An 18,968-nucleotide genomic window follows, 5' to 3' on the forward strand; every position below is an offset into this window, starting at 1 on the left:
CCTCCCTTATGATTGACAATTATTTGCCTAACAAAGAGATTAACATCGCCTTCATAATCTTGGCCCGAATCTCATCCCGATATGGAATCTTAACCGTTAGGCAATCCCGAGAAACAGCAGCGCGCATAAGACACGCCTCACGCTTGCTTAGAAAACCAGCTTCCTCCAGTTGATAAATCAACCCTTCGGCAGCGTTCTGATCTATCCCGCCACCTATAGTATGGTTTAAATGGGCATGCAGTGCCACGTTGGGCGGCAATTCAAAACGTTGAATACGAATATATCCCCCGCCACCACGCTTACTTTCCACCACATAGCCTTTTTCCAGTGTAAAGCGTGTACTAATAACATAATTGATCTGTGACGGTACGCATGAGAACTGGTCCGCCAGTTCATTTCGCTGGATTTCCACCGTACCTTCGGGACTTTCATGCAAAATATTCTTCAGATATTGTTCAATAATATCAGAGATATTGCGCATCACTCATCCTCCAGTGCTCTTTAAAGCTTCATAATATCGGTTGCGGCCCGCATCCTTAATGACATTCATTAGTGAACTTCATTCATATAAGTCTGAAGAAAACTTCACGATTCAGAGGATCGCACTGTATGTCATCAGGTGCGTTGACTTTGACTTTCTTTGACTTTTTAATATTATAACATATTCTGTGCTAATTCCAAGAGGATTCTCTTATTTTTCACTTTTTTCAGCGAATGTATTCGGAAATAAAGAACTCTCCCAGCATCTTTCGAAGGGGAGAGCCTAATTATTTTCTAAAAATGATCAAAAAGTGCGGTTTCAGCTTGCGGAATGATTTCTTCGAGCCATTCCAGAGCCGTCGGACTACCAGTCACAAGTCCATAACGAGCCAGCTCTGCAGGGCGTTTATATCCAAACATTAGAATCGTCAGCGTGCCAATATCACAGCTTAAGTCAGCTGCATCCCGTTCACCCTCTATACGCAAGAAAGCTGCTGCTCCCTCTTCGGAGACCGTCCATTCCCACAACCCGTCATTCCATGGTGCATATTTATCTTCAATATAAATAACCTGTTTCTTCTGACTGCTGTGACGCTTAAAAGAATAACTCTCCACAAATACTTTAGCATTCACAATACGCGCCATAAAATAAGGATAGTTCTCCTGCTCTATACGCGGATCAGGCAGCAAAAAGGGTAACATATCATCGGATGGCACCAGTTTTAGCGATGCACCGGTCACCATTGAATCGTGATTCGCAAGAAATGTCCACAGCCCCTGCCGGGCCTGTTCGTTCAAAAACACAAATTCATCAATGACCAGTTCTCTATTTTCTATCTTATATAATACGTATCCTTCAGGTTCCCCAAGCTGTGAATAAAATACCGCAGTCTGACCTTCATCATCCAGAACAGAGTTCTCCCACCAGTCCAAATCACGCTTAAGTGTTCCGTTATATCTAACTGCAAAACGATTGTATAAGTTGTCCAATACTCCGATATCTTTAACACCGCGTCTTACCTTGCCCTCAACTTCAACCTTCTTGGGAAACTTGGCAACAGGAATGGAGTATTTCTTATATTCACAATAAACTTCCCAACCAAATTTGCGATAAAAGGGGATCAAGAACGGATGCAGAAAAGATAATGTCTGCCCCGCCTCATTCATCGTTTGCAGCGTATGCGCTAGGAGCTTTGCCACATGACCCTGTCTGCGATTCTCTGGCCATGTCGCTACCCCAGCGAGCCCTCCCATAGGTACTAATCTACCTTGTATGTACACTTGGAATGGAAGAAGAGTAAGTTTGGCTTCCAAAGTACCTTCTTCAAAAGCACCCCATACGCGTTCTGCTTTAAATCTTTCCTTAGCATTAGCCCTTTTCTCACTAGGCAGCTTGTATTGAAAAGCATATTCAGATAAATCCATGCTTAGATCAAACTCTTCTGAGTGCAACTGTCTGATATCCACAAAACTCACCTCACCATTTATGAATTTACTTTTATGGTTAGTATAACAAGAGAGTGTATTGTGTGCGAATTATAAGGATATTTTTCGAACTTTTTTTTAGTTATCCACAGCTTTAAGCAGTTTCAAAAATAGTCTTGTAATCTTGTCCTATTCAAGTTAAAATAATTATCCACTTATCAATCCCTCTATCCACATAAATCTGACTATATCCACAGCAACCCGTGTATTACTTAGGTTTTCTGTTGACAGATCTACATAAATATGTACTTAATCCACACCATTCGGTGATTTTTTGCCTTTTAATTATCTATCCACATGTGCGTAAGTTTTCTGCAAATTCCAATGAATTATCCACAAGTTTTCCACAATCTATAATAGACGCAAAAAAGCCACTGTCGAGTTATCAACAGTGGTCTATTTGTGCTTGGCAACGTCCTACTCTCCCAGGACCCTTCGGTCCAAGTACCATCGGCGCTGGAGGGCTTAACGGTCGTGTTCGGGATGGGTACGCGTGGAACCCCTCCGCTATCGCCACCAAACGGGCATTTACAGCGTAAATGCTCAGGCTTAATCGCCTGAAAACTGAATCCGAAACGAATTTGCATTCTAAGTATAGGATAAGCCCTCGACCGATTAGTATTGGTCAGCTCCATGCATTGCTGCACTTCCACCTCCAACCTATCTACCTCGTCGTCTTCAAGGGGTCTTACTAATTGGGAAATCTCATCTTGAGGGGGGCTTCACGCTTAGATGCTTTCAGCGCTTATCCCGTCCGTACGTAGCTACCCAGCCATGCTCCTGGCGGAACAACTGGTGCACCAGCGGTACGTCCATCCCGGTCCTCTCGTACTAAGGACAGCTCCTCTCAAATTTCCTGCGCCCACGACAGATAGGGACCGAACTGTCTCACGACGTTCTGAACCCAGCTCGCGTACCGCTTTAATGGGCGAACAGCCCAACCCTTGGGACCTACTTCAGCCCCAGGATGCGATGAGCCGACATCGAGGTGCCAAACCTCCCCGTCGATGTGGACTCTTGGGGGAGATAAGCCTGTTATCCCCAGGGTAGCTTTTATCCGTTGAGCGATGGCCCTTCCATGCGGTACCACCGGATCACTAAGTCCGACTTTCGTCCCTGCTCGACTTGTAGGTCTCGCAGTCAAGCTCCCTTATGCCTTTGCACTCTGCGAATGATTTCCAACCATTCTGAGGGAACCTTGGAACGCCTCCGTTACTCTTTAGGAGGCGACCGCCCCAGTCAAACTGCCCGCCTGACACGGTCCCCGTACCCGGTAAGGGTACTAGGTTAGAACCTAGATACGATCAGGGTGGTATCCCAACGGCGCCTCCACCGAAGCTTGCGCTCCGATTTCTACGGCTCCCACCTATCCTGTACAGATCGTACCCAAATTCAATATCAAGCTGCAGTAAAGCTCCATGGGGTCTTTCCGTCTTGTCGCGGGTAACCTGCATCTTCACAGGTATTAAAATTTCACCGGATCTCTCGTTGAGACAGCGCCCAAGTCGTTACGCCATTCGTGCGGGTCAGAATTTACCTGACAAGGAATTTCGCTACCTTAGGACCGTTATAGTTACGGCCGCCGTTTACTGGGGCTTCGGTTCATAGCTTCGGGTTACCCCTAACCACTCCCCTTAACCTTCCAGCACCGGGCAGGCGTCAGCCCGTATACTTCGCCTTGCGGCTTCGCACAGACCTGTGTTTTTGCTAAACAGTCGCTTGGGCCTTTTCACTGCGGCCCCCTCGTGCTATTCACACTACCGGGGCACCCCTTCTCCCGAAGTTACGGGGTCATTTTGCCGAGTTCCTTAACGAGAGTTCTTCCGCGCGCCTTAGAATTCTCTTCTCGCCTACCTGTGTCGGTTTGCGGTACGGGCACCTTCTCCTGGCTAGAGGCTTTTCTTGGCAGTGTGAGATCATGACCTTCGCTACTATAATTTTCGCTCCCCATCACAGCCCAGCCTTAATGATGTGCGGATTTGCCTACACATCAGCCTCACTGCTTAGACGGACATCCATCAGTCCGCGTCACTACCCTCCTGCGTCACCCCATCGCTCATAGCGGATTACGGTGGTACAGTAATTTCAAACTGTTGTCCTTCGACTACGCCTTTCGGCCTCGCCTTAGGTCCCGACTTACCCTGAGCGGACGAGCCTTCCTCAGGAAACCTTGGGCTTTCGGCGGATCAGATTCTCACTGATCTTTTCGTTACTCATACCGGCATTCTCACTTGTGTAGTGTCCAGCGCTCTTTTCAGTACACCTTCAACCCCTACACAACGCTCCCCTACCCCAGATACATACGTATCTAGCCATAGCTTCGGTGGTGTGTTTAGCCCCGTTACATTTTCGGCGCAGAGTCACTCGACCAGTGAGCTATTACGCACTCTTTCAATGGTGGCTGCTTCTAAGCCAACATCCTGGTTGTCTGTGCAACTCCACATCCTTTCCCACTTAACACACACTTGGGGACCTTAGCTGATGGTCTGGGCTGTTTCCCTTTTGACAATGGATCTTAGCACTCACTGTCTGACTCCCGGCAATAAGTATATGGCATTCGGAGTTTGACTGAGCTTGGTAATCCTTGCGGACCCCGCACCCAATCAGTGCTCTACCTCCACTACTCTTATACCGAGGCTAGCCCTAAAGCTATTTCGGGGAGAACCAGCTATCTCCGAGTTCGATTGGAATTTCTCCGCTACCCCCACCTCATCCCCGCACTTTTCAACGTACGTGGGTTCGGGCCTCCAGTGCGTGTTACCGCACCTTCACCCTGGACAGGGGTAGATCACACGGTTTCGGGTCTACGTCCACATACTAAATCGCCCTATTCAGACTCGCTTTCGCTGCGGCTCCACCTTCTCGGCTTAACCTTGCATGTTAAACGTAACTCGCCGGTTCATTCTACAAAAGGCACGCCATCACCCATAGATCGGGCTCTGACTTTTTGTAAGCACACGGTTTCAGGTTCTATTTCACTCCCCTTCCGGGGTGCTTTTCACCTTTCCCTCACGGTACTGTTTCACTATCGGTCGCCAGGTAGTATTTAGCCTTAGCAGATGGTCCTGCTGGATTCATACGGGGTTTCACGTGCCCCGCACTACTCGGGATCCGTCTCGGAGAGAACACAGTTTAGGTTACAGGGCTTTTACCTCTATCGCGGGCCTTTCCAGACCTCTTCACCTACCATATTCCTTTGTAACTCCATGTGAGACGTCCCACAACCCCAAGAGGCAAGCCCCTTGGTTTAGGCTGTTCCGCGTTCGCTCGCCGCTACTGACGGAATCACTATTGTTTTCTCTTCCTCAGGGTACTTAGATGTTTCAGTTCCCCTGGTCTGCCTCTACACACCCTATGTATTCAGGTATGAGTAACTGCGAATTACCACAGCTGGGTTTCCCCATTCGGACACCCCCGGATCAAAGCTTGCTTACAGCTCCCCGAGGCAGTTTCGTTGTTCGCCACGTCCTTCGTCGGCTCCTGGCGCCTAGGCATCCTCCGTGTGCTCTTATTAGCTTAACCTTGATTCTTCCGAAGAAAAATCTCACTAATAACATTTACTTGTTTGCACAAGTTGCTAAAAGATGTTCTAAAACGCAAATTCGTTTCGGTATCCAGTTTTCAAGGATCAAGTGTATAGACATAACAAATAGATGAAGTTTGTTGGTGGAGCCAAGCGGGATCGAACCGCTGACCTCCTGCTTGCAAGGCAGGCGCTCTCCCAGCTGAGCTATGGCCCCGCAAATTCCATCAAAACCGAACAAATGGATACACGTTAATTAGTTTTGGAAGCTTAGCTTCCGATTTGAATGTTCTCATTGCAGAGAACGATTCTCCATAGAAAGGAGGTGATCCAGCCGCACCTTCCGATACGGCTACCTTGTTACGACTTCACCCCAATCATCTACCCCACCTTCGGCGGCTGGCTCCCTTGCGGGTTACCCCACCGACTTCGGGTGTTGTAAACTCTCGTGGTGTGACGGGCGGTGTGTACAAGACCCGGGAACGTATTCACCGCGGCATGCTGATCCGCGATTACTAGCAATTCCGACTTCATGCAGGCGAGTTGCAGCCTGCAATCCGAACTGAGACCGGCTTTGATGGGATTGGCTTCACCTCGCGGCTTCGCTTCCCGTTGTACCGGCCATTGTAGTACGTGTGTAGCCCAGGTCATAAGGGGCATGATGATTTGACGTCATCCCCACCTTCCTCCGGTTTGTCACCGGCAGTCACTCTAGAGTGCCCAGCATTACCTGCTGGCAACTAAAGTTAAGGGTTGCGCTCGTTGCGGGACTTAACCCAACATCTCACGACACGAGCTGACGACAACCATGCACCACCTGTCTCCTCTGTCCCGAAGGCCGCTGCTATCTCTAGCAGATTCAGAGGGATGTCAAGACCTGGTAAGGTTCTTCGCGTTGCTTCGAATTAAACCACATACTCCACTGCTTGTGCGGGTCCCCGTCAATTCCTTTGAGTTTCAGTCTTGCGACCGTACTCCCCAGGCGGAGTGCTTACTGTGTTAACTTCGGCACCAAGGGTATCGAAACCCCTAACACCTAGCACTCATCGTTTACGGCGTGGACTACCAGGGTATCTAATCCTGTTTGCTCCCCACGCTTTCGCGCCTCAGCGTCAGTTACAGCCCAGAAAGTCGCCTTCGCCACTGGTGTTCCTCCACATATCTACGCATTTCACCGCTACACGTGGAATTCCACTTTCCTCTTCTGTACTCAAGCCACCCAGTTTCCAGTGCGACCTCAGGTTGAGCCCAAGGTTTAAACACCAGACTTAAATAGCCGCCTGCGCGCGCTTTACGCCCAATAATTCCGGACAACGCTTGCCCCCTACGTATTACCGCGGCTGCTGGCACGTAGTTAGCCGGGGCTTTCTTCTCAGGTACCGTCACTCCGGTAGCAGTTACTCTACCGGACGTTCTTCCCTGGCAACAGAGCTTTACGATCCGAAAACCTTCATCACTCACGCGGCGTTGCTCCGTCAGGCTTTCGCCCATTGCGGAAGATTCCCTACTGCTGCCTCCCGTAGGAGTCTGGGCCGTGTCTCAGTCCCAGTGTGGCCGTTCACCCTCTCAGGTCGGCTACGCATCGTCGCCTTGGTGGGCCGTTACCCCACCAACTAGCTAATGCGCCGCAGGCCCATCCCTCAGTGACAGATTGCTCCGTCTTTCATTCTTCTCTCAGGAGAAAAAAGAAATTATCCGGTATTAGCTACCGTTTCCGGTAGTTATCCCAGTCTGAAGGGCAGGTTGCCTACGTGTTACTCACCCGTCCGCCGCTAAGTTATTTTGAAAGCAAGCTTTCAAAATAACTCCGCTCGACTTGCATGTATTAGGCACGCCGCCAGCGTTCGTCCTGAGCCAGGATCAAACTCTCCAATTAGTATTGAAAAGAGCGATATGCTCATTTTGAAACTGACGATTCATTAAATGAATCTCTTTAAAAATTAACGTGTTCCATTTGTTCAGTTTTCAAAGAACTTGCTCCCAGCATTTCGACATTCAATGTCTCTTGCACAGGAATTAGAGTGTATCATGTTTGTTTCTATCTTGTCAACTTATTTTTTCATCGCTTGTGTTTCGTATGTGCGATGCGTCGTAAGCACAAGAGATAATATACCATGCTGTCATTGAGTTTGCAAGCTTTTTTTGAAATAAAAAAATCATTCGTATAAATAACTTCGATACAACACAAATTGATACCATTCATCCATTATTTGTGGCTAAATAGAATTTATCGTATTCGCCAATCTTACCTTCTAACTAACAGTACAGAGAGGAGTCAAAATGAAGACCAAACCTACAGACGCTGCGTCCACGGTAGACAGCAAGGACAAGGAGCAGCGTAATCTGCAGCAGGCAACGATTTATAAAATTTTGTTAGCTGTCAGTTTTGTTCATTTATTTAATGATTCTATACAGGCAGTCATTCCAGCAATCTTCCCTATTCTCAAAGATAATCTACTGCTCTCTTTCGCCCAGATTGGATGGATCTCATTCGCTTTAAATATGACGTCATCAGTAATCCAACCCGTCATTGGATATGCTGCAGACCGTAAACCCCGTCCTATATTATTACCACTAGGTATGTGCAGCACATTTTTAGGTGTACTTCTATTGGCTTATGCCTATAGCTATTTTCTGGTCTTATTCTCGGTTATCCTGATCGGATTCGGTTCAGCCACCTTCCACCCAGAGGGTATGCGTGTTGCTCATATGGCCGCAGGTCAGCGAAAGGGATTGTCGCAATCTATTTTTCAAGTGGGCGGCAATGCTGGACAGTCCCTTGGTCCAATGCTTACGAAATGGGTATTCATCCCCTTTGGCCAGATTGGTGCCCTAGGCTTCACGATCGTCGCGGCTGCCGGAATCGCTGTTCAGACCTATGTAGCTCGCTGGTATAGAGAAATGCTAGATGCCGGTTATACCTTTCATAAAAAATCAACAGCACGAGCAATCGACCCCACCCGCCGAAAAAGCATACGAACAGCAACGATTATTCTTGTATTCCTAGTCTTTGTTAGGTCTTGGTATGGCGCTTCTATCGGTAGCTACTACGCCTTCTATCTAATGGACAAATATCAAATGACACTGGATAAAGCCCAAATCTATATTTTTATGTATTTGGCTGCTGGCGCAGTGGGTACATTTTTTGGGGGTCCGCTGGCTGACCGTTTTGGACGGCGTAATCTCATCTTACTGTCAATGGTCGGAACCGTCCCCTTTGCGCTTGCTCTACCCTTTGTAGGTCCATTATGGGCGGCTGTATTGCTGCTGATTGGCGGTTTTATACTTCTGTCCAGCTTCTCGGTTACCGTCATTTATGCTCAAATGCTATATCCGGGCAACATTGGCACAGTTTCAGGTCTGATCACGGGACTTGCTTTTGGACTCGGCGGGATCGGCTCATTAGTCCTCGGCAACCTCATTGATAATATCGGGATTGCTAAAGTGTTCATCGCTTGCGGCTTCCTCCCGCTGCTTGGGTTTCTTGCCTTGCTGCTTCCTAGAGATGAGAAATTAGAAGAATGGGCGGCGCAATAACTTCTCAATGATCACTTAAGGCTTTACTCATTACTGTAGAAAATAGAGCGGCAGCCTTCCCGCTGCCTTCAGTCATATAATTATCCTGATTCGTACGATCAAAACCCATCCATACCGCAGCTGTCCACTCCGAAGTATAGCCTACAAACCAAAGATCCCGATTGGCTTTCTTACTCACGCCAGCCAAGTCCAATTGGGTCGTACCGGTCTTTCCCGCTACTGGTCTGTTCATCTGCGCTTTTTTCCCTGTTCCTTCATTAACAACATTGCGTAACATAGCCGTCATCGCTTCTGCGGTACGCGGCGAGATTACCTGACGTGATTCAGAGGGATGAGTATACAAGACCTTCCCTTTTGAATCCGTTATGGAGCGCACCATATGAGCCGCATTAAATTTGCCTCCACTAGCAAAGACACTGTAGGCCTGGGCCATTTTTAGTGGAGAAACCCCATTATGAAGCCCCCCCAAAGCTATAGATAAATGATTGTCCTCCTCCGTCAGTACAATTCCTAATTTGGCGGCAAATTGCCGCGCAGAAGAGATTCCAACCTGCTTCAATAGCCATACAGCTGGTGCATTGATGGACTTTTGCAAAGCTGTGTTCATTGTAACCTGACCTTGGTATATACCGTTCAAGTTCTCAGGCTTATAGCTGCCATAAGCAACTTTACGGTCGGACAGCACACTATTCGAGTTGAATTTCCCGCTCTCGAGTGCAGGTCCATAATCAATGATCGGCTTAAAGCTGGAACCAGGCTGACGTGCATCAATAATAGCTCTGTTCAAATTGCCCTCGTTTTGATCTCGCCCACCAATCAACGCCACTACTTCTCCTGTACGATGATCCATTATGGTCATAGCTGCTTCTACCTGCTGATCTTTTCCGTCAGGTGGAAATGAAGCCTCTTTGAGAACGGCCTGCTCAAGTGCCTGCTGTGCTTTGATGTTCAAACCTGTAACTATAGTGTAGCCGCCTGTACGAAGCTCCTCTACGGATTTCCCTGTGATCTGAGCCGCTTCCTTAAGGGCGGCATCCACATAATACACTCCGGCAACCCCATTTTCGACCGCAGCTGGAGGCTGATATTGTTTATTCAGAGCTTCCTGCATTTGCTCATACGTGATTAGTCGCTGATTGAACATCATCTTTAGCACTAGATTTCTTCTCGTTTTGGATAATGCACTATTGTCTACTGGGTTATAAATAGAGGGTCCTTTAGGGATTCCCGCCAGAGTGGCTATTTGCCAGATCTCCAATTTTTTCAGATCAGACACGCCGAAGTAACGCTTCGCTGCTGCTTTTACTCCATATTGTCCCCGCCCCATATAAATCTGATTGAGGTACAGCTGCAAAATCTCACGTTTCGTCAGTCGCTGCTCCAAGGCAAAAGCAATAGAGGTTTCATTTAACTTGCGCAGCATGTTCTTATCTCTGTTCAAATAAAGATTGCGAGCAAGCTGTTGAGTAATACTACTGCCACCTTCTGATAAACTCATGTCCAAGATATTTTTTAAGAAAGCGCGTGATATCCCTTTATAATCGACCCCTTGATGGCTATAAAAACGGCGGTCTTCTACTGTTAAAAAAGTATCTATTAATAAAGCCGGCATCTCCTCAAGCTCTGCTGTAAGCCTATAACCCGAGCTCGGTAGCGGAGTCATTCGTATAACTGTTCCATCTGAAGCTGTGATGAGGCTTGATTCTGGCAATTGCAGCCTATCCTCATGCCGGTTAAGTACGCCCCCCCCATACTGGTATACATAGAACAAAATCAAAAGCGCCAATACCGTACTAATAACACTCACATCAAATAATAGGTACCCTACTCGCAATATCCGGGTGCGTGCATTCCATCTGCTCATGATTCGATAATCAGGTTCTCCAGGAACCGCTCCATACTGCGCACTTCATCATTCGCTGCTGCAAGAAGTGTATGTACTTCCGCCTCATCCTCTTCAACCTCACGGAGGGTGCGAAGTATCGCCCTAGTCCTTATTAATAAAGCTACTGCTGGTGTGTCCTCTATCCGCTTTGAACTTGCATCCCTATCTGGAACTTCTATTCTTTGCATTCGATTGAGGTTAGCAGCAATTTCACCTATTTCTCCTCCAGAAAGAACCTTGATGTTCTGAGCGACTCCTTTGTCTGCCAGCTCCGAGGTTCCCACCACTAGCGAGCGCAAATCATCAGCTATTTTCTGTGAACGAAGAACATACAGCCCACCGAAGACTAGAATAAATAGAAGGATGGCACTAGGGGTTTGACCCATATGATTAATAACCCAATGAATAAGCCGGACAAAAAAGGCTTCTGATTGGCCCGAATAATGAGAATACAGCAAAGCGACAGCCCGCTGGACAACAAAAAGAAAGGCAGCACTCAAAAGAGCGCAACCCATAAAAATATATAAATAGCTGATACGAACCGTCCGAAGTTTTGGCATGGTAGTTCCCTCCTTGTGCCACAAGGATAACTTCCAAATCTTAAGAACCCGCCAGAGTTTTCTTAAGATTCTATGAAGAATGGGAAACGGGTAATAAAATCCGTGCGAAGAGATGTACTTTCTACATAAATAACGCCATTGTGGCGTTCGATGATACTTTTGGCAATCGCAAGTCCAAGCCCTGAGCCGCCTGTATGCTGTGAACGCGACTTTTCTGCCCGATAGAATCGTTCAAAAATAAAAGGGATATCACTTTCCGCAATCCTCTCTCCGAAGTTGCTAATACGGACCACAGCATCATTTTCCTTTTTACTGAAACCTATCTCCAATTTCCCGCCGCTTCTGCCGTAACGGATCGCGTTAGTAATCAGATTTTCATAAGCACGTACTAATTCTTTAGGCGAAGCCTCTATCCATAACTCATCAGCAACGTCCTTGATCTCATAGAGCATATCCGCCTTTGTTAGTTCAGGAACTGACTCCTCCGCCAGCTGCCGTATGAAAGCCTTCAAATCCAATCTCTGCATAACCAAAGGGTACTCTCCACTATTTACACGTGTGTATTCAAAAAGATCATCGATCAGTTTACGCAGCACCAGGGATTTGTTGTAGGCTATATCCACGTAATACCGTATTTCCGCTTCTTCCTGACATCGATCTTGTTCGATGTATTCCAGAAAACCCAAGACAGAGGTAAGCGGGGTGCGTAAATCATGGGAAACACCTGTGATCAAGTCATTTTTTGCATTTACAGCTTTACGTTCCTCCTCTATGGAGTGCTGCAAACGCTCAGCCATTTCATTAATATTCTCAGCCAGCACACCCAGCTCATCCGTGGTTCTGACTTCAATTCTATGGGACATCCCGGAGCTTGTAATTTCTCGAATCCCTTTCGTGATCTCTTCCAGATACAGCACAACTTTACGAGTGTAGATAAAAAAGAATAATAAAAAGCTGATAATACCCGCTGCTGTCATTAGTGGCATAGAACCAATATGATTAATAATCCAGCGCAGTATGCGTGAATAGGGCGCCGACTCTGAAGCCGGATTTAGATAGATCATAAAGTTGACGAGTTGGTACCCTGCCATAAGCAGCAAAGCGCCTGAAAGCACACTCAGCAAAAAAGCGAACATAAACTTCCAGCGAATCGTCGTTATATATTTAGAATTCAAGAAGCCTCACCTAATCCTTTCAGGAAGGTCCGTCCAATTTATAGCCAACTCCCCAGACGGTTTGTATGTAACGTGGGCGTTTCGAATCGATTTCGATTTTGTCTCGGAGATTACGAATATGTACCATCACTGTGTTACCGCCATCTAGAAAAGGTTCATTCCATACCTTATTGTAAATTTGCTCCAAGCTAAGCACTTGACCTTGGTGTCTCGCCAAAAGCTCTAGAATAGAGAATTCCCGCGGAGTCAGTTTAATCTTCTGCTGGTCTACATACACCTCATGCTTAGACGTATCTATAGTCAGATCCTCAAAGCTTAGTTTGCTGTCGTTTCCCAACGTATTACTATCCTTATTAAATCCGTGATAACGGCGCAGCTGTGATTTTACTCGTGCCACAATCTCCAAGGGATTAAACGGCTTGCCCACGTAGTCATCTGCCCCGAGGCTCAGGCCGGAGATTTTGTCCATATCTGTATTTTTGGCTGATAGTATGATAATTGGCATTTTCCGCTCTTCACGGATCTTCATACATGCAGCTAGCCCGTCCATTTTAGGCATCATGACATCAAGAATAATTAGATCAACTTCCTCTTTCTGCAGACATTCCAGCGCTTCCATTCCATCATAAGCCTTTAGCAGTCTATAGCCTTCATTACAGAGATAAATCGTTAACAGTTCTACAATTTCCTTCTCATCGTCTACTAACAATATCGTTTCTCTCTTCACAGGAAGGGTTTCCTTTCAAATATAGTAATAAATATCTATAGCCTATATATTAGCAGATCATCCGAATTTTTTTCTAAAAAAGAAACGTTTAGTTGTAATCCACGCAAAAAAGGCCCCTGCTCCTCTCGTACTTAAACGAAATGGAACCTGGAACCTCTTGGAATCGAATATAGTTTGTTACTTACATATCCAACAAGCGAATTAGCTCATCTTCATCCTCAATGACCTGAATACCTAACTGCTGCGCTTTAGCCAGCTTACTGCCAGCTTTTTCACCAGCGATAACTAAATCCGTCTTCTTGGACACACTTCCCGACACCTTTGCTCCGAGTGCTTCCAGACGTTCAGCTGCTTCATCTCGGGTAAGCTTTTGCAAGGAACCGGTCAATACGACCGTTTTGCCACTAAAGAAGGAATCGGTACTAACAGGACGTGGCGCCTCAGGAGCCTTCGCTTCCACACCCAACGCCCGCAAGCGGGAAACATTAGCTACTACAACTGGATCTGCGAAGAAGCTGACAATGCTCTCGGCGACAATCCCACCAATGTCTGGTAACTCAGCGAGCTCCTCGGCTTTGGCCTGCATCACGGCATCCAGATCGCGGAAATGATCAGCCAACATCTTCGTCGTTGCTTTACCTGTGTTAGGGATCCCTAACGCAAAGAGAAATGAAGCAAGATCTCTACCTTTGCTATCTTCTAAAGCTTGCAGCAAATTCTGTGCTTTTTTCTCACCAAAACGGTTCAGCTGTACGAGCTGCTCAAAGTTCAGTTCATACAGATCCGCAGAGTCATGTACATTAAGCTCATCATAGAGCTGACCCGCCGTCTTCTCACTGAATGTCTCAATATCCATCGCATCACGCGAAGCAAAGTGGGTGATCCGACTGATAATCTGCGGCCTACAATTCAGTTTATTGTTACAGAAAAGATGTGCTCCGCGCATTTCTAACGGATATCCACAAGCTGGACATTCCTCAGGGAAAATAATCTCTCCACCGTCATTCTCCTCTGTTACCTTGCCGAGAATTTCTGGGATAACATCATTGGAACGGCGAATAAAGACCCGCGAACCTAGGGCAAATTTCAAGTTTTTGCGCTCAATATCACCCACATTATTCAGGGTGCAGTTCTGAACGGTAACTCCAGCAAGCTCTACAGCCTCAACCCGAGCCAGCGGAGTCACTTTACCTGTACGACCTACATTCCAGCTAACGGACTCCAGCACGGTCGTCGTTTCTTCGGCTTCAAATTTATAAGCTACTGCCCAACGCGGGAACTTGTCAGTATATCCAAGCACCTCACGGATTCTAAAATCCGTGATCTTAATTACAGCCCCATCAATGAGATAATCAAGACTCGAACGACTCTCCTCGATTCCAGCGAGCTGCTCAGTTACATCATCAAAATCATTGCAGTAGGTCAGGTATGGGTTCACTTTAAATTTGTTATTCCGCAGAAAATCCATCATTTCCTGATGGTCAGCGAACTCCGCGCCTTCTGCAAAGCCTACATTATAGAAAAAAGCGTTCAAACGGCGGTCCGCAGTAGTCTTCGGATTAAGATTACGCAGTGCACCTGCTGCTGCATTACGCGCATTCTTCAGCGGCTCTGCAGCCCTTGTATTATAATCCGCCAGCACAGACAGATTCATAATCCCTTCACCCTGAACCTCAATGACCCCATCCTTGAAGGGAATCGTCAATGGAACGGATTTGATGGTCTTCACCTGTGCAAGTATTCCTTCGCCAACTACACCATTGCCACGCGTCGATGCCTGTTCGAGAACACCATTACGATAGGTTAAATTCAGCGTTAAGCCATCGAACTTCAGTTCTACTGCATAACAAGGATCAGGAAGAGGGTTGTCTGGATTTTTAAGATTGTATTCATTCACTAACCGGAGCACCCGGGTATTCCAGCTGCGCAGCTGTTCAATATTCTGTGCTTTATCCAGACTCCAAAGCGGTGCCAGATGCCGATGCGGCGTGAAGCCCTTAAGCAGCTCTCCACCTACACGTTGTGTAGGCGAATCTGGTAGCACGAAGCCACTCTCAGCCTCCAGTGCTACAAGCTTGTCGTATAAAACATCGTATTCCTTATCGCTGACTAGCGGTGCATCCAGCGTGTAGTAGTGGTAATTATAATTATTTAATTCCGCAACAAGCTCTTCCATCACATGCATAGCATCCATGCAGGTACATCCCTCCGTCAATAAGTTTCCTAAAGTTAGCGTGGTCTAAATATCCGTTCGTTAATCGTTGTCTGCTATTATTCCACTTTGGTAATCGGCGCAAACCCCGCAAGCAGACGTTTCACACCCACTGGTGCCGGAAAAGCAATCTGCAGCTCCGTGTCATTCCCGCTGCCTTTAACAGATACAACGGTGCCGGTGCCCCATTTGCCGTGGGAGACCTTGTCACCCGCTTTGTAATCGCCAGCTGCTGCAGCCCCTGCTCCGGTAGCACGCTGTGCGCCTCCGGAGGTCACGGTCACGCTGCTCTTGCTTGCCGCCGCTGACGCCGTGCTTCCGCCGCCTGCCGGTGTAGCTCCGGCGGCGCCACCTCGGCCGCCAAAGTTCCCACGGCCACCGCTGCCGAAGCCGCGTCCGCCGTAAGCACCGCCTACCTCCGCGCCTCCGCGCTGGAAGCGGTCTTGAGTCTTAACGGTATCTTCCTTCAGTTCCTCCGGAATCTCCTCTAAGAAGCGGGACGGTTGGTTCGCCGTCGTCCGCCCAAAGAGCGTGCGCATCCGCGCACAAGAGAGAAACAGTTGTTTCTCCGCGCGGGTGATCCCTACATACGCAAGCCGGCGTTCCTCTTCCAGCTCGTCGTTGTCCTGGAAGGCACGGCTGTGTGGGAACACGCCTTCTTCCATTCCGACGATAAATACCGTCGGGAACTCCAGACCTTTGGCGCTGTGCATCGTCATTAACACAACCGCATCACTACGATCCTCTTCATCATCGTTCACACTATCGATATCTGCGATAAGTGCAAGATCCGTGAGGAAGGAGACCAGCGACTTGTCTTCATTGTTCTTTTCAAACTCCATCGTCACCGATAAGAACTCATCGATATTCTCTAGCCGCGAACGTGATTCGAGTGTATTTTCATTTTGCAGCTCCAAACGGTACTGCGACATCTCCAGTATTTTTTCCGTCAATTCGGTTACAGACAAGAACTCCACCATACGATGCAGAGCTTCAATCATATCGTAGAACTCTACTAGCATATTCCGCGTCCGTCCAGCAAAGCCCAAATCATCGACCGTTTGCAGAACGCGGAAAATAGAAACACCACGTTCACCAGCCGCAGCTGCCAGCTTACCAACCGTTGTATCTCCTAATCCACGCTTAGGAACATTAATAATACGCGTCAGGCTGATATCATCATCAGGGTTAGACAATAAACGCAGATATGCCAGCAGATCCTTGATTTCTTTACGATCATAGAACTTGATCCCGCCAACGATTTGATATGGAATATCTGATTTGATCAGAATTTCCTCTATTACCCGTGACTGAGCATTCGTCCGATACAAAATCGCGTGATTCTGGTAGGCTTGACCTTGTTTCACATTTTTGCTGATTTCTCCGGTTACAAAATATCCTTCGTCATGCTCGGAATCCGCCCGGTACACCTTAATCTTGGCGCCTTCCTCGGAATCGGTCCACAGCTTTTTCGGTTTACGGCCACTATTAAGCGCGATTACCCCATTGGCTGCATTCAGGATATTAGCGGTTGAACGGTAATTCTGTTCTAGCAGAATCGTCTTCGCTTCCGGATAATCCTCTTCAAAATTAAGAATATTCGTAATATCCGCACCACGCCAGCGATAGATCGACTGGTCACTATCCCCTACCACACAAATGCGGTGGTGGCTGTCTGCCAGCATGCGGCACAACATGTATTGTGCTCTGTTCGTATCCTGATACTCATCCACATGGATGTATTTGAATTTCTTTTGGTAAAAATCCAGAACCTCGGGAACTTCCTTAAATAATTCGATAGTCTTCATAATCAAATCATCAAAATCAAGCGAGTTATTGCTTCTCAAACGTCTTTGATACATTTTATAAACCTTAGCAACTAAACCTTCGAAATAATCACCGACTTTTTGCTCATACTGCGCCGGAGTTATCAACTCATTCTTAGATGCGCTAATTATGGCTTGTACAGCTTTCGGTTCGAATTTTTTCGTATCAATATTCAGTTCCTTCATGCAATTACGAATGACTGATAACTGATCTGTAGAGTCCAGAATCGAGAAGTTGGAGGTAAATCCAATCCGCTCAATATCCTTCCGCAAGATCCGAACACACATGGAGTGAAAGGTAGATACCCAAATATCTCTTCCCTCAGGTCCAACGAGCTTAGATACACGTTCCTGCATTTCCCTCGCAGCTTTATTCGTAAATGTAATCGCCAAAATCGCCCAAGGCGGCGCCTTTCGATTAGCAATCAGCCAGGCAATTCTGTGAGTCAGCACTCTCGTCTTCCCACTGCCCGCACCAGCCATAATCAAAAGGGGTCCTTCAGTAGTTTCGACAGCCTGCCTTTGTGGAGGATTCAATCGGCTGACCGCGTCTTGTATGTTAATAAGTTGCATGTGTAACATGCTCCTTTCCAAAAATGAAATTACAAATCATAAGTAGTCCATAAGCTAGCCGCTACTCGAACTGCTCTTGCACCGTCTTTTTAACAGCTAATACCGTACGAATTGCCTGCTCTACATCCCGATAAATAATATTGCCGACAACTACTGTATCACATAGAGCTGCTGCCTGCTCGGCCTCCGCCTCACAAGTAATGCCGCCTCCATAAAATAGTTGGGCTTGCTCCACCATCTCACGCACGATACGTACTGTCTCCATCTCCCCAAATCTACCGCTATATTCAAGATATACTATTGGCAGAGACATCAGCTTGTCCGCAACCTGGGCATACGCAGCCGCCTCTTCAGCATTAATGGTTGTCTCGGCCCCTGTAATCCGCGCAACTGAAGAATCACTGTTCAAAACGACGTAACCTTCCGTTAGCAGCTGATCCCATGGGATCATAAATCCATAACGCTCTATAGCTCGACGATGATGACCTACAATCCAAGCTGGATCGGGTGTATTTAGCACCATAGGAATCATATAAAGATCAAATCCGGGTACAGCAGCTTCAAGTTCGGATACCTCGAGTGCACAGGGCAGCTCAAAACGTCTTACTCTTGATAAGAGATCTACTGTATTCTCATAGGTTACTCCTGTAGAGCCCCCTATCAATATGGCATCCGTGCCGGACAAGCAAACAGCCTCCAAATCCTCATCAGAAATCATACGATCCGGGTCCAACTTAAACACATGCCGCCAAGGTTTGATCATTTGCTGTACTGATTTCATGAGAATCATCCTTAATTGTCATTTGGGCAAGACAAAACACTCCTGCCGCCGCAAAAGATATAGATCTAGTCTATGCCAGCACAGGAGGTGTGTCAATTTAAAGCGAACAAAAATACGAACATTTTTTCGCATATAAATTTTGGGTCCCCGCAAAGTACCTGAATACGCATCTGAGGAAAGCAGCACTTTGCAGGGATATATTAG

Annotated in this window: 10 protein-coding genes, 1 tRNA gene and 3 rRNA genes; 1 reads left to right on the plus strand and 13 read right to left on the minus strand. The window is 47.1% G+C overall.

Annotated features, from left to right (window positions below; translation table 11 throughout):
• Positions 1 to 19: 19 nt before the first annotated feature.
• The 6 genes from NYE35_RS28435 to NYE35_RS28460 all read right to left on the minus strand — a co-directional run bounded on the left by NYE35_RS28435 (position 20) and on the right by NYE35_RS28460 (position 7,364).
• A complete protein-coding gene (locus NYE35_RS28435; protein WP_341122293.1) occupies positions 20 to 481 on the minus strand; it encodes a CtsR family transcriptional regulator in 462 nt (153 codons plus the stop codon).
• Positions 482 to 774: 293 nt separating this feature from the next.
• Positions 775 to 1,947 carry a GNAT family N-acetyltransferase gene (locus NYE35_RS28440; RefSeq protein ID WP_036680463.1) on the minus strand — a complete coding sequence of 391 codons (1,173 nt, stop codon included), beginning with the start codon at positions 1,945 to 1,947 and terminating at the stop codon, positions 775 to 777.
• Positions 1,948 to 2,369: 422 nt separating this feature from the next.
• A 5S ribosomal RNA gene (gene rrf, locus NYE35_RS28445) occupies positions 2,370 to 2,486 on the minus strand.
• A 74-nt stretch (positions 2,487 to 2,560) separates the two neighbouring features.
• A 23S ribosomal RNA gene (locus NYE35_RS28450) occupies positions 2,561 to 5,487 on the minus strand.
• Positions 5,488 to 5,629: 142 nt separating this feature from the next.
• Positions 5,630 to 5,705, minus strand: a tRNA-Ala gene (locus tag NYE35_RS28455).
• 101 nt (positions 5,706 to 5,806) lie between these two features.
• Positions 5,807 to 7,364, minus strand: a 16S ribosomal RNA gene (locus NYE35_RS28460).
• The 16S, 23S and 5S rRNA genes sit together here with 1 tRNA gene alongside, the layout of an rRNA operon.
• 404 nt (positions 7,365 to 7,768) lie before the next feature.
• On the opposite strand from NYE35_RS28460, the gene NYE35_RS28465 reads away from it, so the two are divergent.
• Positions 7,769 to 9,025, plus strand: a complete 1,257-nt coding sequence (locus NYE35_RS28465; protein ID WP_341122294.1) for an MFS transporter — start codon at positions 7,769 to 7,771, stop codon at positions 9,023 to 9,025.
• Positions 9,026 to 9,029: 4 nt separating this feature from the next.
• Here NYE35_RS28465 and NYE35_RS28470 read toward each other — a convergent pair whose 3' ends face one another.
• The 7 genes from NYE35_RS28470 to NYE35_RS28500 form a co-directional block, all read right to left on the minus strand.
• Positions 9,030 to 10,832, minus strand: a complete 1,803-nt coding sequence (locus NYE35_RS28470; protein ID WP_256715550.1) for a transglycosylase domain-containing protein — start codon at positions 10,830 to 10,832, stop codon at positions 9,030 to 9,032.
• A 53-nt stretch (positions 10,833 to 10,885) separates the two neighbouring features.
• Positions 10,886 to 11,470, minus strand: a complete 585-nt coding sequence (locus NYE35_RS28475; protein WP_341122295.1) for a hypothetical protein — start codon at positions 11,468 to 11,470, stop codon at positions 10,886 to 10,888.
• A 62-nt stretch (positions 11,471 to 11,532) separates the two neighbouring features.
• Positions 11,533 to 12,645 (minus strand): sensor histidine kinase, encoded by a 1,113-nt coding sequence (locus NYE35_RS28480; RefSeq protein ID WP_341122296.1) that lies wholly within the window; start codon positions 12,643 to 12,645, stop codon positions 11,533 to 11,535.
• 19 nt (positions 12,646 to 12,664) lie between these two features.
• Positions 12,665 to 13,372: a response regulator transcription factor gene (locus NYE35_RS28485; protein ID WP_036678667.1), complete on the minus strand. Its 708-nt coding sequence runs from the start codon at positions 13,370 to 13,372 to the stop codon at positions 12,665 to 12,667.
• Between the two features lie 181 nt (positions 13,373 to 13,553).
• Positions 13,554 to 15,566, minus strand: coding sequence for an NAD-dependent DNA ligase LigA (gene ligA / locus NYE35_RS28490; RefSeq protein ID WP_341122297.1), 2,013 nt, complete (start codon positions 15,564 to 15,566; stop codon positions 13,554 to 13,556).
• A gap of 77 nt (positions 15,567 to 15,643) precedes the next feature.
• Positions 15,644 to 17,983: a DNA helicase PcrA gene (pcrA, locus tag NYE35_RS28495; RefSeq protein WP_036678664.1), complete on the minus strand. Its 2,340-nt coding sequence runs from the start codon at positions 17,981 to 17,983 to the stop codon at positions 15,644 to 15,646.
• 61 nt (positions 17,984 to 18,044) lie between these two features.
• The gene (locus NYE35_RS28500) at positions 18,045 to 18,764 is read right to left on the minus strand and encodes a heptaprenylglyceryl phosphate synthase (RefSeq protein WP_094902717.1); all 720 of its coding nucleotides are present in this window, start codon (positions 18,762 to 18,764) and stop codon (positions 18,045 to 18,047) included.
• Positions 18,765 to 18,968 lie beyond the last annotated feature (204 nt).

Origin of the sequence: Paenibacillus sp. FSL L8-0494 (assembly GCF_038003695.1) — a bacterium.
In the GTDB taxonomy this organism is placed as follows: domain Bacteria; phylum Bacillota; class Bacilli; order Paenibacillales; family Paenibacillaceae; genus Paenibacillus_AQ; species Paenibacillus_AQ odorifer.

What these genes read in the sequence shown, in the direction of transcription:
- NYE35_RS28435 (WP_341122293.1), bottom strand. Translation starts at nt 481, where the DNA reads ATGCGCAATATCTCTGATATTATTGAACAATATCTGAAGAATATTTTG.
- NYE35_RS28465 (WP_341122294.1), top strand. Translation starts at nt 7,769, where the DNA reads ATGAAGACCAAACCTACAGACGCTGCGTCCACGGTAGACAGCAAGGAC.
- NYE35_RS28475 (WP_341122295.1), bottom strand. Translation starts at nt 11,470, where the DNA reads ATGCCAAAACTTCGGACGGTTCGTATCAGCTATTTATATATTTTTATG.
- ligA (WP_341122297.1), bottom strand. Translation starts at nt 15,566, where the DNA reads ATGGATGCTATGCATGTGATGGAAGAGCTTGTTGCGGAATTAAATAAT.
- pcrA (WP_036678664.1), bottom strand. Translation starts at nt 17,983, where the DNA reads ATGCAACTTATTAACATACAAGACGCGGTCAGCCGATTGAATCCTCCA.
- NYE35_RS28500 (WP_094902717.1), bottom strand. Translation starts at nt 18,764, where the DNA reads ATGAAATCAGTACAGCAAATGATCAAACCTTGGCGGCATGTGTTTAAG.